This is a genomic window from Vibrio cionasavignyae, from assembly GCF_050337155.1.
Taxonomy (GTDB): domain Bacteria; phylum Pseudomonadota; class Gammaproteobacteria; order Enterobacterales; family Vibrionaceae; genus Vibrio; species Vibrio nomapromontoriensis.
In genome coordinates this window covers 61026-75460 of sequence record NZ_JAKJSR010000015.1, presented here as the reverse complement: position 1 = coordinate 75460, position 14435 = coordinate 61026, and the positions used below count along the sequence as shown (strand labels likewise).

Sequence of the window (14435 nt, the reverse complement as noted above, 5' to 3'; positions counted from 1 at the left end):
TGATTTATTTGTTTGTGTCGTAAAAGTCACGCTAGATTTTCGTAAGTTTGGCGTAGTTCTCTGGGGTGGTTTTAGGTTTGCTTAGGTTAGGGTGGGGCGCATTGAGAGGGTTTGGTAAGTTCTGATTTCTATGAGTAAAATAAATGTGATGTAGGTCGTAAAGCTGCGCGACGTTAAATTTTAAATTAGTGCTATTTTAACGATATTAACGAAAGAATTTTGTTCATAGAGTAAGCAGGATTTCCGGAGTAACCTATGGGTGCACTTTAAAATAAAGAGGAATGCTATGAAACCATCAATTCTAGTTGTATGCATGGGCAACATTTGTCGTTCTCCAACGGGGGAAGCGGTACTGAAAGCTTGTGCTAAAAGGCGAGGTATAGCGGTGGAAGTGGACTCTGCTGGTACGATTGGATTTCATGAAGGCGCAGCGCCTGATGCGAGAGCAAAGGTGGCGGCTGAGGCTCGAGGTTATAGTTTCGCTGGTATGTCAGCGAGACAGGTCACCGATGAGGATTTTTATCATTTTGATATGATTTTAGCCGCTGATAAAGATAACCTCGTTGACTTAAAACTAAGATGTCCGAAGCACCTTCAAAGTAAGTTATCGCTTTTCTTGAGCCATGGCCGCGCTAGTGAGGCAGAGATACCTGATCCCTATTATGGTGGAGAGCAGGGCTTTGAGCGGGTGTTAGATTTAATCGAAGAGGCGGTGGAGCGGGTATTGGATAAACTTGAAAAATCGCCACAGAGTGAATAAAGGTGCTGCTCACTTTAGCTCGCGCATAGCTTACTAGCGTGGTGAACAGCAACTCGATGTGTACTTGTTTGTGGTAGCGTGCTTGCTTGTAATTGTGCGTTGACTACTTACTCATTTCACCACGCAGAACTTCCGACATTTGCGTTTTGATCTGCTCATAAGACAGGTTTTGGCTTAATAAGTAATGCAGTTTGGCAAGTGCGGCCTCTGGCGTCATATCGTATCCGCTGATCACTCCAGAATCTGCTAGCGCACACCCTGTTGCGTAGCCGCCCATATTCACTTTACCTGCCAAGCATTGCGTTAAGTTGACGACAATGACGCCGCGTTCTGATGCTTCTTTTAAGTGTGCTAAAAGCGTCGGGTTTTGCGGCGCGTTACCCACACCAAACGTCAACAAGATCATGGCGTTTACTGGCTGGAGTAGCGTGTTTCGAATCACTTCATGTGAAATGCCAGGGTACATAGTGATCACACCGATAGGTTGGGGTGTGATGTCATGAACGCGGAACTCTCCGTCTGCAGGCTTATTGATTTCCACGCCATTACTTAGCTGAATATTGATCCCAGCTTCAAGTAAAGAAGGCAAGTTAGGCGAAGTAAACGCATTAAAACCGTCAGCGTGTGATTTAGTGCTACGGTTACCACGCATTAGCTGGTTGTTGAAGAATAGCGTCACTTCATTAATTGGGTAGTTGGCAGCAATATGCAGTGCATTCAGTAAGTTGGCTTGACCATCTGAACGAAGCTCTGCTAGAGGGATCTGTGAGCCGGTAACGATGACTGGCTTACCAAGGTTTTCTAGCATAAATGACAGCGCTGACGCGGTATACGCCATGGTATCGGTGCCGTGCAGAATAACAAAGCCATCATACTTGTCGTAATTGTCACGAATGTCGTCAGCAATCTGCTGCCAATCCGCTGGTGTCATGTCTGAAGAGTCAATCAAAGGATCGTATTCATGGATGGTAAATTCAGGCATTTCTGAACGGTGAAATTCGGGCATGCTGGCTAATTGCTTTTCCATGAAGCCTGCGACTGGGATGTAACCATGGCTGGATTTTTTCATTCCGATGGTTCCGCCAGTATAGGCAATGTAGATGTGCTTTCTTGTCATGACAGACATTACTTTTATGATTTGGACAGGTAGCGCGATTATAGCGGAAACAAACAAAAGAGCCACCGAAATGGCGGCTCTTTACAGCTTAATTGAGTGGTTAAATCTACTTATTTAGTTCTATTCAACATTACAAGTTAAGCATAATACATAATGACCTTTCGGATCATTGAAGCTTTCCACTAGCGAGGCTTGTTGCTGAATTTGCGCAGCGGCTGGCTGCAGGCTAGCCGGGATCCAACTTGAGACATCGTAGCCAAGTGATACTTTCACTTGCTGCATCATTTCTTGCATAAATTGTTGAGCAGGACTAAGTGGCTCTTCAACCCAATACACATCATAAGTTTCGAGATTACCCAGCTCGGCAGCGACCGCAACCGCATCGTCAAAATCACCAATTTGGTCGATAAGACCACGGTCTAATGCGTCTTGCCCTGTCCAAACTCGACCTTGAGCAATGTTATCTACGCCGTCGACAGTCATGTCACGGTTATCGGCAACTAAAGTGATGAAGCGTTTATAACCATTCTCTATGCCCATTTGGAACGCCGCTGAAGCGCCTTCGGTGAGCCCCGTGGTCACACCAACACCAGAAAATGGCGATGTCCCCACGCCATCGGTATTGATTCCGATGTTATTGAGTCCTTTTTCAAAGGTAGTAATGACACTAAAGATACCAATAGAGCCTGTGATCGTTGTTGGTTGTGCAATGATTTTGTCGGCACTCATTGAAATCCAGTAGCCACCAGAAGCGGCTAGGCTAGACATAGAGACAACGACGGGTTTGCCAGCCTGCTGTAGGGCTTCGACTTCGTTACGAATGACTTCTGAAGCAAAGGCGCTGCCACCAGGGCTGTCCACTCGTAATACCACTGACTTCACTGTGTCGTCTTCTCTTGCTTGTTTAAGCAAGCTAGCAACGGTATCACCGCCAACGGTTCCTCTAGGCTGTTCACCATCCATAATGGTTCCGCTCGCAACGACAACAGCTACGCTGTCTTGTGGCGCTTGAACATCAAACGGAATCGTCATTTGGTAGTCATAGTAGCCAATGGCATTAAAGCTGCCATCACCATCACTACCGAAGGCATCGATCATGGCCTGGTTAACTTGTTGCTTAGTGGCAAGTTCATCTACGAGACCAAGTTTTTTGGAAAGTGCTGCCAAATCACCATCGACCGACTTTAACTCAGCTAGGAAGGCATCCATTGTGGGCGTTAATACATTTGGAGCAAGTTCTCGGTTGGTCGCGACGTCGTCGACATACGCGTCCCAAAGCTGAGAAACCCAACGAGTGGCTGACTCTTTTGCAGCGGGAGACATGTCGTCACGTAAAAAAGGTTCTACGGCTGATTTGTAGGTTCCTACACGGAAAACATGTGTGGTGACATCAAGTTTTTCGAGTAAGGTTTTATAGTACATGGAGTAAGCGCTATAACCTTTGATAAGAACCGCACCATCGGGGGCGAGGTAAACTTTATCGGCATAGCTGGCTAGGTAATACTGGCTCTGATTGTAAAACGATCCGTAGGCGAGTACGGGCTTGCCTGTCGCTTTAAACTCGTTAATGGCTTTAGCGATGTAGCGCAATTTAGTTAGGCTAGTTTCAGGCATGTCGCGCAAAGAGAGAACCAGTCCAGTGACATGATCATCGGTTGAGGCATGTCGAATAGTATCGACAATATCAAATAACACGTTCTCTTTCGGCATGTCTTTGCCAAACAAGGAGCCAGTTACGGAGTCCATTGGATTGACGTAACTGCTTTGCTCGACGATAGGGCCAGCAATGTTAAGTACTAACGCAGACTCTTTTTTTACGGCTGGTGTACTGGAATCAACTTGCGTAAAGCCGAAGTACAGCATTGCAATGACGGCAAAGAAGATCAGGTTCACAATCGCTAATCTGGTAAAGTTAATGACTTTCCAGATCCCCTTGAAGACTAAACCAATAAAGCGCACTATTTTTTTCATCATCTCTCCACATCACACGAGGTGAGTGCCTGTATCCCTAAATAACAGCCTATAGTCTAATGTTACGACCGTGAATAAGCTGTATGAATATTGTAATTGTACGTGAAAGTGACGACTTTGACTCAATCAAAAGGCATCACCATAAAAATTAGAGACTTATCATCATCGATGAAGTTCAAATAATCAAAAATTATTTTGCGCAATGTTGTAAAAATGTAAACGGTAGTTTGATTTATTAACGTCAGTGTAATAATCTGGTCAGACCACAACTATAAAAGCAAAGTGAAGTCTGCCATGTACCCAAATCTATTAAAACCGCTCGACTTAGGATTCACTCAACTGCGAAATCGCGTCTTGATGGGCTCAATGCACACTGGTCTCGAAGAGCATAAAGAAGGTTTGCAAAAACTCGCCGCGTTCTATGAAGAACGAGCCAAAGGTGGGGTTGGATTGATAGTCACGGGCGGATTTTCTCCGAATTTACGAGGTCGTCTTGCGCCATTTGCCGCGGAATTTAGTAAGCCTAAGCATGCAAAAGCTCACAAAGTCGTGACAGAAGCGGTACATAAACATGGCGGCAAGATTGCGTTGCAAATTCTGCATGCAGGTCGCTATGGGTACCATCCTTTTACACAAAGTGCCTCGAAGATAAAATCACCAATTTCTCCTTTTACACCAAGTGAAATCACTAGTCGTCAAATTTGGAAAACCATCAATGCTTACGCAAATAGCGCTGCTTTAGCGCAAAGTGCCGGCTACGATGGTGTGGAAATTATGGGCTCTGAAGGCTATTTCATTAACCAGTTCATCTGCAAACGTACTAACGTGCGCTATGACGAATGGGGGGGCAGCTATGAAAATCGTATCCGCTTAGCAGTAGAAGTGGTTAAGGCTGTGCGAGCTGCCGTGGGTGAAGAGTTTATTATCATTTTCCGCTTGTCGATGCTCGATTTGGTTGAGCAAGGCAGTACATTTGATGAAGTTATTCAGCTTGGGAAAGCGCTTGAAGAAGCCGGCGTTACCATTATCAATAGTGGTATTGGTTGGCATGAAGCAAAAGTACCTACTATTGCCACTCAGGTTCCAAGAGCCGCGTTTACTTGGGTGACAGAGAAAGTACGTCCTCACTTAAAAGTGCCTGTCATCACGACAAACCGAATTAATACGCCAGAAGAAGCAGAACGCGTGTTAGCTGCAGGGCATGCTGATATGGTATCGATGGCCAGACCGTTTTTGGCGGATCCTAATTTTGTTAAAAAGGCTGAGCAGAACCAATCGCAGCTAATCAATACCTGTATTGGTTGTAACCAAGCCTGTTTGGATAATGCCTTTAAAGGCAAACGCGCGACGTGTTTGGTTAACCCACAAGCGTGTTACGAAACCGAATTGGTGATTGGCCATGCGGCTACATCGAAAAATATTGCCGTTGTAGGAGCGGGGCCGGCTGGTCTTGCTTGCGCCACGATGCTAGCTGAGAAAGGTCATTCAGTGGACTTATTCGAAAAGAGTGATCGTATTGGCGGACAGTTCCGCTTAGCGATGCAGATCCCGGGCAAAGAAGAGTTCCGTGAAACCATTCGTTATTTTGCCAACCGAATTGATGAAACCGGTGTGAAGTTGCACTTAGAAACGGAAGCCAACGCTGATTTACTTAAAGAGTACGATGAAGTTGTCATGGCGTCCGGGGTGAAACCGAGAATGCCGAAACTGGAAGGCATTGATCATCCAGAAAAAGTCATTGATTACCAAACGCTGATTCGTGACAAAGTCTATGCAGGTGAAAATGTGGCCATTATGGGCGCTGGTGGTATTGGTGTTGATGTCGCCTCGATGCTGACGGAGCCTGTTGGCCATACACTGGATGACTGGTTGCATGAATGGGGCGTCGATACACAAGTGGAACATCCCGGCGGTTTATATCCTTTCCCTGATACAGTGTCTGATACCAATGTATGGGTTATGCAACGTAAAGCGGGTCGTGTTGGTAAAGGACCTGGAAAAACCACGGGTTGGATTCATAAGAAAACGCTAGAGAAGCGTGGTGTTAATCTCCTAGCCGGTGTTTCTTATGAAAAAATTGATGATGATGGTTTACACATCACCGTCAAAGGCGAACACAAGTTGATCCCAGCAGATAAAGTGATCGTATGTGCGGGTCAAGAATCGGTTAAACCCTTTGAAGAGCAGTGGCCGGATTTTGGCGATAAGCTTCATGTGATTGGTGGTGCCGATTATGCTGGCGAGTTAGATGCGGTACGAGCCATTCGTCAAGGGGTGGAATTAGCGGCGAAACTGTAACATCTAAGTATTTGATAATCGTTATCAATGGTGATGTTAACTCGTTGACTATTTGTTATTATTAATTAATACGAGATGAATAACGTTAACATCAAGGATGGTTTATGGACGCTTTAGAATTGCTGCTAAACCGACGCTCGATTGCTCGGCTCAATGATCCGGCTCCAGAAGGGGCTGCATTAGAGAACATCATCAAAGCGGGGCTTCGAGCACCAGATCATGGTGGATTAACGCCTTGGCGCTTTGTTCTCGCACAAGGAGAAAGCCGGGCTAAACTGGCAAAAATTTTAGAGGAAGCGGCGGTCAACGCAGGTCGTGAAGACGTAGTGATTGAGAAGGCAAAAAAAGCGCCTTTTCGTGCTCCGCTCGTCATTACTGTGATCGCCAACGTAACCGAACATGAGAAAGTCCCCGCGTTTGAACAGCATCTCTCCGCCGGCTGTGCGGTGCAAGCCATGCAGATGGCGGCTGTGGCGCAGGGGTTCCAGGCATTTTGGCGTTCGGGAAAATGGATGTTTGATGATCATGTTCGTCAGGCGTTCAATGTCAAAGGGCAGGACCAGATTGTTGGGTTTCTTTATGTCGGCACACCCGGTTGCACCCCAATGAAAGTTCCAGAACGTGATCTTTCTAAGTTCGTTGAATTTCTTTAACTGTCTATTTATACAGTTTTTCTTGATTAATAAAGGTAAGCTTGGTTAAGCTTACCTTTTCTTTTATCAGTATATTTCTTATGACACGTCTATTTATTGCAGAGAAACCCAGTTTAGGTCGCGCAATTGCGGCGGCTTTGCCTAATCCTCAGAAAAAGGGAGAGGGCTTTATTCAGTGTGGTAATGGTGATGTGGTGACTTGGTGTATCGGACATCTACTCGAGCAAGTTGAGCCTGATGCTTACGATGACCGATATAAGAAATGGAATATGCTCGACCTTCCTATTATTCCAGAGCAGTGGCAATTACGGCCAAGAAAGTCAGCAGCCAAACAGCTCGCCGTCGTTAAAAAACTGGTCAAGCAAGCTGACTCATTAGTTAATGCAGGCGACCCAGATAGAGAAGGGCAATTGCTTGTTGATGAAGTCATAGATTATTGCAAAGTCAGCAAAGCGAAAAAAGACGGTGCGCAGAGACTATTGATCAGTGATTTAAACTTACCTGCGGTTAAGAAAGCTATTGGTGCCATGCGCATGAATAAGGAGTTTGTGCCGTTGTCAGTGTCGGCGTTGGCGCGTTCAAGAGCAGACTGGCTGTATGGGATGAATATGTCCCGAGCGTATACTTTACTTGGGCAAAAAGCAGGCTATCAGGGGGTTTTGTCTGTTGGGCGAGTGCAAACGCCAGTATTGGGTCTGGTGGTTCGTCGTGATGACGAGATTGCCAATTTTATCCCTAAGGACTACTTTACTCTGCATGCATTAATCCCATTTCAAGATAGCCAAGATTCGTTTGATATTCGCGCTCGCTGGAAACCGAGTGAAGCGTGTAAGCCATGGCAAGATGATGAAGGGCGGGTACTGAATCGGAAATTGGTCGAAAATGTCGCTAATCGAATCCAAGGCCAGCCAGCAAAAGTGGTGAAGTCTGAACATAAATCGACTAAGCAAAATGCACCTTTACCGTATTCTTTATCGGCATTACAAATTGACGCTGCAAAACGCTATAACATGAGCGCTCAGCAGGTGCTGGATGTCTGTCAGGCATTGTATGAAAAACATAAGTTGATTACCTATCCACGCTCTGACTGCCGTTACTTACCTAACGATCACTTCTACCAAGCTAACGATGTATTAGCCGCGATTAAAAATAACAGCAAAGCTTATGCTGCCAGTGTTGATAGCGCGGACAGTAGTCGAAAATCAAAAGCTTGGAATAACAGCAAAGTGGATGCGCACCATGCCATTATCCCGACCCCTAAAAAAACCAGTAGCGTACTTTCGAGCTATGAAGAGAATGTTTATGGCTTGATTGCGCGCCAATATGTGATGCAGTTTTATCCGCCTGCGGTTTACGCTGAAGCGATGCTTGAATTTGATATTCAAGGTGGGCATTTTGTTTCTAAAGGAAAGCGACTTCAAGAGCCGGGATGGCGAGTGTTACTTGGCAAGCAATCGGATGACAAAGAGGAGGGTGTCGATGCGGTGCCACCTTTACCCGTGGGTACAGAATTGATTTGTCGAGAAGGCCAAATCTTAGAGAAAAAAACGGAGCCACCGAGACACTTTACGGAAGCGACGTTACTGCAAGCGATGACAGGGATAGGACGTTTTGTTGTTGATCCTTCTTTAAAGAAGATTCTTAAAGAGACCGATGGTATCGGTACAGAAGCGACGCGAGCGGGTATATTAGATACGTTATTCAAAAGGCAGTTACTCAAACGCGAGGGTAAGTCGGTACTTGGATCGCCTGCGGGTCGAGGGTTGGTGTACGCACTACCGGATGAGTCGACTTATCCCGATATGACCGCACATTGGGAACACCAGCTCCAAGGCATGGCAGAAAAAACGCATTCCTATTCCCCGTTTATGTCAGGTTTGACTGAAAAAATGGATCAGTTAATGCAACGAGTGAAAGAAGGGCCTGTGCCTGAGTCACTAAGAAACTTACCTAAGGTTGAAAGACCCGCTTATAAGAAGCGTCGAAAGCCGACGACGAGAAAAAAAGCGAAGTAATGGCGTGCTTCGCTTAGTCCCGTTGTCAATTGAAACGTTACATGACGTTGTTTGAAGGGCTAGATGAAGACTACCAAGGCAGTGCTTTGCCATCAAAATTGAGAAATCGCCCAGAGTCTTCGGTTTGAGCGGATTGAATAACAGAAAACAACCCTTGAGCTGACGTTTGCGTCGAAATCAGCGCATTAGGCCCACCCATTGCGGTTTGTACCCAACCGGGGTGCAATGCCAATACCGTAAAGCCCTGGCTGGCTAAGTCGTTACTAAGGCTCTTTACTACTGAATTGAGTGCTGCTTTTGATGAGCGATAGATATAGCCACCGCCTGACGTATTTTCCGTCATGCTGCCCACCTTGGATGATAAACAAATGATTTTTTTAACCGAAGAGGCTTGCAGCTTGGGGTAGAGCATCTCGACGAGCTTAAGAGGCGCGATAGTGTTGACTTCAAGAACGCGACGCCATTCCTCGGGGTCAGTATGCCCAAGTCCACCCTTGTTGGTCGTGTCTTTTTTAGGACCATAATAGCCTGCGTTGTTGATGACGATATCTATCGTCGGGAGCCCCTTTGCAAAGGTTGCAACGTCGTCGTATTGAGTGACATCTAACCGATACAGTTGCAAGCTTTGATGATCTTGCTCAAGGGTTATTAGCTCTTGTGATGTTGATACGGAACGGTAGGTGGCGTGTACTTGGTAGCCTTGTGCGAGAAATTGTTTGGCAAGGGCCAAGCCTATTCCTCTATTTGCACCTGTAATGAGTACGGTTTTCATCTGCTTCTCCTAGCGTTAAGATATGACTATCACTTTGTAGTTAACTAACGATGCCGGACATGCCAGTTCCCTTAATTTATCATCATATCTATTCTGACTTACCACTGCCAGAAGGGCATCGATATCCAATTAATAAATATCGTTTGTTATATCAGGCGATTGAATCTCGATATTTACAGACAGAACTACCGCCCTTTGAGCTATTCGAGCCCACTGCGCTTAATGCGACTCAGCTAATCCAAGTACATTGTCCTGATTACGTTGACACGTTACTACAAGGTACGCTTCCTGCGGCAAAAATGCGTCGTATTGGCTTTCCGTGGAGTCAGGCTCTGATTGAACGTACCTTAACGTCTGCTGGTGGAACATGCCTAGCGGTTGAAAAAGCGTTGGGGCACGGTGTCGCGATTCATCTTAGTGGCGGATATCATCATGCACACTATGATTATGGTAGCGGCTTTTGCTTAGTTAACGACTTAGCATTGGCAGCGCAGCATGCTTTATCTGCTGGAGTAGAAAAAGTACTGATTATTGATAGTGATGTTCATCAAGGAGACGGAACCGCGACACTGATGGCCGATAACTCTCAGGTGGTGACATTGTCTTTTCATTGCGAGAAAAATTTCCCAGCACGTAAACCAGCCTCAGATTTAGATGTTCCCTTGGTAAAGGGTCTTGGTGATCAGGCATTTTTAGCGACTTTCAAAGAGGTTGTCGACCTTGCATTGCGACTCCACAATCCAGATTTGGTCATTTACGATGCAGGAGTCGATATTCATATTGACGATGAACTCGGGTATTTAAATGTCACGACAGAGGGTATTGCGAAACGCGACGAGTGGATATTAGCTCGCTGCCTCGAAGCGAACATACCCATAGCCTGTGTGATTGGTGGTGGCTATCGGAGCCAACATAGCGATCTCATTCCAGCACATATGAGCTTGCTCAACGCTGCGAGTAAACTTTGGAGACATAAGTGATGAAACACCGCATTCGCGCAGCAGGCATTGCCATTAATGGCGATGAGATTTTGTTACTACGAGTAAAAGATCCCTATTCAGGCGAGTATTGGATACCGCCTGGAGGCGGTTTGGAAAGCTGGGACCAAAGCAGTAAGCATACACTCATTAGAGAGTACAAAGAAGAAACAGGGCTGGATGTCGACGTAGGTGAGCTGCTTTTCATCCGTGAATTTCTTGAAACCTCACGTGATACTTATCATGTCGAGTTGTTTTATCAGATTAGCCGTTGGGATGGGGTGCTGAGTTTGTCTAATTTAGAAGGTCTCAGTGACCAGTCCTACATTCAGGCCGTTGAATGGGTGCCATTGTCTCAGTTAGCATCGATGAAAACATTTCCCAGTGATATACATGAGAAGGTTTTACCTTTGATTGAACAACAGCTGCACTCTTATCACCTTGGTAGTTTTGTCCAAGGGTGCGATGATGGAGTGAATCGACTGGATTAAGTGAGAAGAGGGCGCTATTATGCTCCGCTTCATAATATAGACGAGTAACCGCTGCGATGAACCGTAAGAAAAAGATCAATCAAATACACAAAGCTAGAATGAAAAAAGCCAACGCAAAGAAGCATACTAGCAATAAGCCTCGTTATATTTCTAAAGCTGACCGCGCAAAAATGGAAGCGGAGCAAGCGGCACTAGATTCGGCGCAAGCAGAAAACACTCAAGAGCAAGGTGCGGCTGAACAAGACGCAACCTCTGTCCCTCAGGACAACACTATCGAGTCGTAACGCACAATGTGTACCTCGCTGGCAAGACTCACATCCATGTGTAATAGCAAGCTTGTTATCTACTACACATAACTTGTTAGCAGTAACTCTCTTTAGTCGTCAATCTCGTCAATACTATCGCATTATTGCTCAGCTCTTAGCTGAGCAATAATGACCGAGGTCTATTTTCACCGTTTGGTTATAGCCGTTCAGTTATATCAATGCACTTTTATCAACGCACTTATATCAATCTAGTTAGATAAGCGAATGCGTGTCGGCTTATCGGACTCTAATTGTAAATGGTCGAATGAATCAAGATTATGATGCTTGATCAGGGCCGCTAGATTATCGACATAAGCTTGTCCTCGGGTTGAGTAGTGTGATAATGCCTGTATCAATTTACGACCCGTTAAGTTGTTTTCGTTTCTCAATTGTTTTCTAAGAAGCCACATGTCTTTATAAGCGTCTGTCGTATTGAGGTTATGCATATAGCTAGCCGTACCGGCGAACAAGTTATCAAAAGCTGCAACTTTGACGTGCCCTCCAGGTGTGGTGAGATACTTGCCCCCGCGTGAAGATAGATGCTCACCGTAGAGGTTACTGCCTTCAATTGCGAAATGACTGGTTCCCCAACCGCTTTCATCAATGCCTTGCGCTAGCGCCATTCCTACCGGAATAATGTCCACCTGTAATAGTAAGTCTTCGATTTTCCCTGACTTGACGTCGTAGTCTTTAAGAAGGCTATCTACCCATTGTCGTTCCGCTTCGCTCCAATTTGTTTGGGGCTGTGTTTCGATAGCAATTAATGCTTGCCTAACGGCAAGTATGTGCTGATTCACATCACTAATTGTTGGCAGTAATAAACGAATGAAACCCGACGTTTTTTGTTTCACTGGAAGCGAGTTTAAGTCATGAGGAAGCGTCTCAACATAGATGGCTGGTAGCGTGTGAGTCTGAGTAAGGTCTGCCAATGTATAGTCATATCGCTCAAATTCTTTGAGCAGCGTTTGGGCTGATTTTAATGTCGTCACCGCAACATCGGGGTAGGGGTGCTGAATTTTATTGGGTGGTGATGGGAAATTGTCAGATGCGATAGCGCCGGTTGCCATTATTGATATCAAGAGAAAGATACTTGCGAAGATTTTTTGAATGAAAGACATAAAGCTTGTTCCTTTTTGATAATAGTCCAACCTCAGACTAATCAGGTCACCGTAGTATAGACCCTAAAGACAACAAACATATCAATTACATATTGTATTTATCTCTCTCGAAAATTTTAACCTCGATAGCAAACCGTTGCGCCTGTGATCTTCCTCGAGGCTACTTTGAATGAGTAACACAGTGTTGTGTTTTATCTATTTAAAGGAAGAACTATGGTTAAACAATTATCGGCCATGATGCGAAAAGCCTTGAGCGTATCTAGCACGCTTGTCGTCACATATGGTCTGAGCTTTTCTGCATTGGCGCTTGTTAATGATCAGGTAGAGCTGCCCACAATATCGAATACCATCCCTCTTAATACTCAGTTGATTGAAGATGGTCTAGTAGAGCAGAATCAATTGGGTACCAAGACTAATACGCTATATTTTTCAGAGCCTGGAGCGAGTTTTATAAAGGTTCACTTTAGCCAAGTATCACTGCCTGATGGTGCCGTACTCGAGATTGCGGATCCAGAAAGAGACGAGGTCTACCATTATAGTCGCGCTCACAATACTCCTAGAACATGGGATAGCAACCGAGGAGACGATGGTATTCATCAATTCTATGCGATGTCGATAGAAGGGGATGCCGTTGAAATTCGCTTAGTGGCAAGTAATGTCAAAGAGCAAGCTAGCGTTACGGTTGACTATCTACAAGTGGGCTTGCCCGTTGAGCAAGTAGAGCAGGTCATCAATTTGGGTCCGGCTGGTGAGGAGTCTATCTGTGGCTCGGACAACAAACAACCAGCAGCGTGTTATGCCAATAGCTTTAGTAATGAATATCAACACTCAAAGCCAGTCGCACGCTTGTTGATTGGCGGGCGAAGTTTGTGCACCGCATGGCGAGTTGGACCTGATAACACCATGATGACAAATAATCACTGTATTGAGTCTGCGGCAGAGGCTGCCAATACAGAGGTATGGTTTAACTATCAGCTAGCAAGTTGCAACGGTGCGAAAGCGTCAACAGTGAAGGTTCAAGCGAGCCAACTGTTGGAAACCGGTACAACTTTAGATTACACCTTATTTAAGGTAAACAACTTTGCGGCGATTCAGTCATTCGGATATTTAGGTTTAGATCCTCGTATTCCTTCGCAATCAGAGACTATCTACATACCACAGCATCCCGGAGGACGTTTGAAAGAGCTGGGCGTGATAATGGATACGTCTGGAACGCGATGCCAAGTTGACCAACCTGTCATTGATGGACGAGGCGCTGGCACGGATGCTGGGTATTTATGTGATACCGAAGGAGGTTCATCGGGCTCTCCAGTTGTCGCATTACGCAGCAACAAAGTGATTGCGCTGCATCATTTAGGTGGATGCTATAACAAAGGGGCGCACATTAGTAAAATATGGCCAAAAATTGCCAGCCATTTCCCAGCAGGGATCCCAGATAGCCAAGTGAATAGCGGTGGTACTCAGCAAGCGCCTTTCGCTAAGGCTGATATCCAGTGTGAGCAGCGTCAGTGTCGTTTTGACGCCTCTCAGTCATTGGATAGCGATGGGAGCATCGTAACTTACAGCTGGAAGTTTGGTGATGGTTCCACGGCATCATCGCCTATAACGTCACACAGCTACGCGATTGATGGACAGTACGCGGTAACGCTCACGGTGATCGATAATAGTGGTCTATCGGATGCCGTGACGCAGACCATAGCGGTACAGACGAATACTGGTGGGGGCAGTTGCTCTAACCTGCAAGTTTGGAGCAGTAGTGAGGTGTACCTTGGTGGTGATCGGGTACAGTATGCTGGGCATCAGTATGAAGCGAAGTGGTGGACAAAAGGGGATGATCCTGCGAAGAATTCATCTCAATGGAGTGTATGGAAGAAAATCGACGGTTGTATCTAGGAGGTATTGCTTTGATGACTTTGTGGTTGGTTAGCTAAAAGCTAAAATATGCCAGAAAGCAAAAA

At 45.6% G+C, this 14435-nt stretch carries 12 protein-coding genes; 8 read left to right on the top strand and 4 right to left on the bottom strand.

Features of this window, described 5'->3' with window-relative positions:
• Positions 1 to 286: 286 nt before the first annotated feature.
• Positions 287 to 760, top strand: a complete 474-nt coding sequence (locus L4D74_RS11910; RefSeq protein ID WP_428752316.1) for a low molecular weight protein-tyrosine-phosphatase — start codon at positions 287 to 289, stop codon at positions 758 to 760.
• Between the two features lie 103 nt (positions 761 to 863).
• On the opposite strand, the gene ansA is transcribed toward L4D74_RS11910, so the two are convergent.
• Together ansA and sppA are read right to left on the bottom strand one after the other, a co-directional pair.
• Positions 864 to 1877 (bottom strand): asparaginase, encoded by a 1014-nt coding sequence (ansA, locus tag L4D74_RS11905; protein ID WP_265675276.1) that lies wholly within the window; start codon positions 1875 to 1877, stop codon positions 864 to 866.
• Positions 1878 to 1997: 120 nt separating this feature from the next.
• Positions 1998 to 3848, bottom strand: a complete 1851-nt coding sequence (gene sppA / locus L4D74_RS11900; RefSeq protein WP_428752418.1) for a signal peptide peptidase SppA — start codon at positions 3846 to 3848, stop codon at positions 1998 to 2000.
• Between the two features lie 294 nt (positions 3849 to 4142).
• Between sppA and L4D74_RS11895 the strand changes: the two genes are divergently transcribed.
• The 3 genes from L4D74_RS11895 (at position 4143) to L4D74_RS11885 (ending at position 8814) form a co-directional block, all read left to right on the top strand.
• Entirely contained in the window at positions 4143 to 6146 is a 2004-nt protein-coding gene (locus L4D74_RS11895; protein ID WP_428752315.1) for a 2,4-dienoyl-CoA reductase FMN-binding domain-containing protein, read from the top strand.
• A 104-nt stretch (positions 6147 to 6250) separates the two neighbouring features.
• Positions 6251 to 6799, top strand: a complete 549-nt coding sequence (locus L4D74_RS11890; protein WP_428752314.1) for an NAD(P)H nitroreductase — start codon at positions 6251 to 6253, stop codon at positions 6797 to 6799.
• 80 nt (positions 6800 to 6879) lie between these two features.
• Positions 6880 to 8814, top strand: a complete 1935-nt coding sequence (locus L4D74_RS11885) for a DNA topoisomerase III (RefSeq protein ID WP_428752313.1) — start codon at positions 6880 to 6882, stop codon at positions 8812 to 8814.
• A gap of 70 nt (positions 8815 to 8884) precedes the next feature.
• On the opposite strand, the gene L4D74_RS11880 is transcribed toward L4D74_RS11885, so the two are convergent.
• On the bottom strand, positions 8885 to 9586 hold the full coding sequence (locus L4D74_RS11880; RefSeq protein ID WP_428752312.1) for an SDR family oxidoreductase: 702 nt from the start codon (positions 9584 to 9586) through the stop codon (positions 8885 to 8887).
• A gap of 59 nt (positions 9587 to 9645) precedes the next feature.
• Here L4D74_RS11880 and L4D74_RS11875 point away from each other — a divergent pair, with 59 nt between their 5' ends.
• From L4D74_RS11875 to L4D74_RS11865, 3 genes are read left to right on the top strand one after another with little or no spacing between them, the layout of a single operon-like run.
• Positions 9646 to 10566 (top strand): histone deacetylase family protein, encoded by a 921-nt coding sequence (locus L4D74_RS11875; RefSeq protein WP_428752311.1) that lies wholly within the window; start codon positions 9646 to 9648, stop codon positions 10564 to 10566.
• Positions 10566 to 11054: an NUDIX domain-containing protein gene (locus L4D74_RS11870; protein WP_428752310.1), complete on the top strand. Its 489-nt coding sequence runs from the start codon at positions 10566 to 10568 to the stop codon at positions 11052 to 11054. The genes L4D74_RS11875 and L4D74_RS11870 overlap by 1 nt, the downstream gene beginning before the upstream one ends.
• Positions 11055 to 11110: 56 nt before the next feature.
• A complete protein-coding gene (locus tag L4D74_RS11865; RefSeq protein WP_428752309.1) occupies positions 11111 to 11338 on the top strand; it encodes a DUF2986 domain-containing protein in 228 nt (75 codons plus the stop codon).
• A gap of 230 nt (positions 11339 to 11568) precedes the next feature.
• Here L4D74_RS11865 and L4D74_RS11860 read toward each other — a convergent pair whose 3' ends face one another.
• Positions 11569 to 12477: a glucosaminidase domain-containing protein gene (locus tag L4D74_RS11860; protein WP_428752308.1), complete on the bottom strand. Its 909-nt coding sequence runs from the start codon at positions 12475 to 12477 to the stop codon at positions 11569 to 11571.
• A 213-nt stretch (positions 12478 to 12690) separates the two neighbouring features.
• On the opposite strand from L4D74_RS11860, the gene L4D74_RS11855 reads away from it, so the two are divergent.
• Positions 12691 to 14370, top strand: coding sequence for a PKD domain-containing protein (locus L4D74_RS11855; RefSeq protein WP_428752307.1), 1680 nt, complete (start codon positions 12691 to 12693; stop codon positions 14368 to 14370).
• Positions 14371 to 14435 lie beyond the last annotated feature (65 nt).

Bases quoted from the DNA above. Each gene is read 5' to 3' on its own strand.
- L4D74_RS11910 (WP_428752316.1), top strand. From the start codon at position 287: ATGAAACCATCAATTCTAGTTGTATGCATGGGCAACATTTGTCGTTCT.
- ansA (WP_265675276.1), bottom strand. From the start codon at position 1,877: ATGACAAGAAAGCACATCTACATTGCCTATACTGGCGGAACCATCGGA.
- sppA (WP_428752418.1), bottom strand. From the start codon at position 3,848: ATGAAAAAAATAGTGCGCTTTATTGGTTTAGTCTTCAAGGGGATCTGG.
- L4D74_RS11895 (WP_428752315.1), top strand. From the start codon at position 4,143: ATGTACCCAAATCTATTAAAACCGCTCGACTTAGGATTCACTCAACTG.
- L4D74_RS11890 (WP_428752314.1), top strand. From the start codon at position 6,251: ATGGACGCTTTAGAATTGCTGCTAAACCGACGCTCGATTGCTCGGCTC.
- L4D74_RS11885 (WP_428752313.1), top strand. From the start codon at position 6,880: ATGACACGTCTATTTATTGCAGAGAAACCCAGTTTAGGTCGCGCAATT.
- L4D74_RS11880 (WP_428752312.1), bottom strand. From the start codon at position 9,586: ATGAAAACCGTACTCATTACAGGTGCAAATAGAGGAATAGGCTTGGCC.
- L4D74_RS11875 (WP_428752311.1), top strand. From the start codon at position 9,646: ATGCCAGTTCCCTTAATTTATCATCATATCTATTCTGACTTACCACTG.
- L4D74_RS11870 (WP_428752310.1), top strand. From the start codon at position 10,566: ATGAAACACCGCATTCGCGCAGCAGGCATTGCCATTAATGGCGATGAG.
- L4D74_RS11865 (WP_428752309.1), top strand. From the start codon at position 11,111: ATGAACCGTAAGAAAAAGATCAATCAAATACACAAAGCTAGAATGAAA.
- L4D74_RS11860 (WP_428752308.1), bottom strand. From the start codon at position 12,477: ATGTCTTTCATTCAAAAAATCTTCGCAAGTATCTTTCTCTTGATATCA.
- L4D74_RS11855 (WP_428752307.1), top strand. From the start codon at position 12,691: ATGGTTAAACAATTATCGGCCATGATGCGAAAAGCCTTGAGCGTATCT.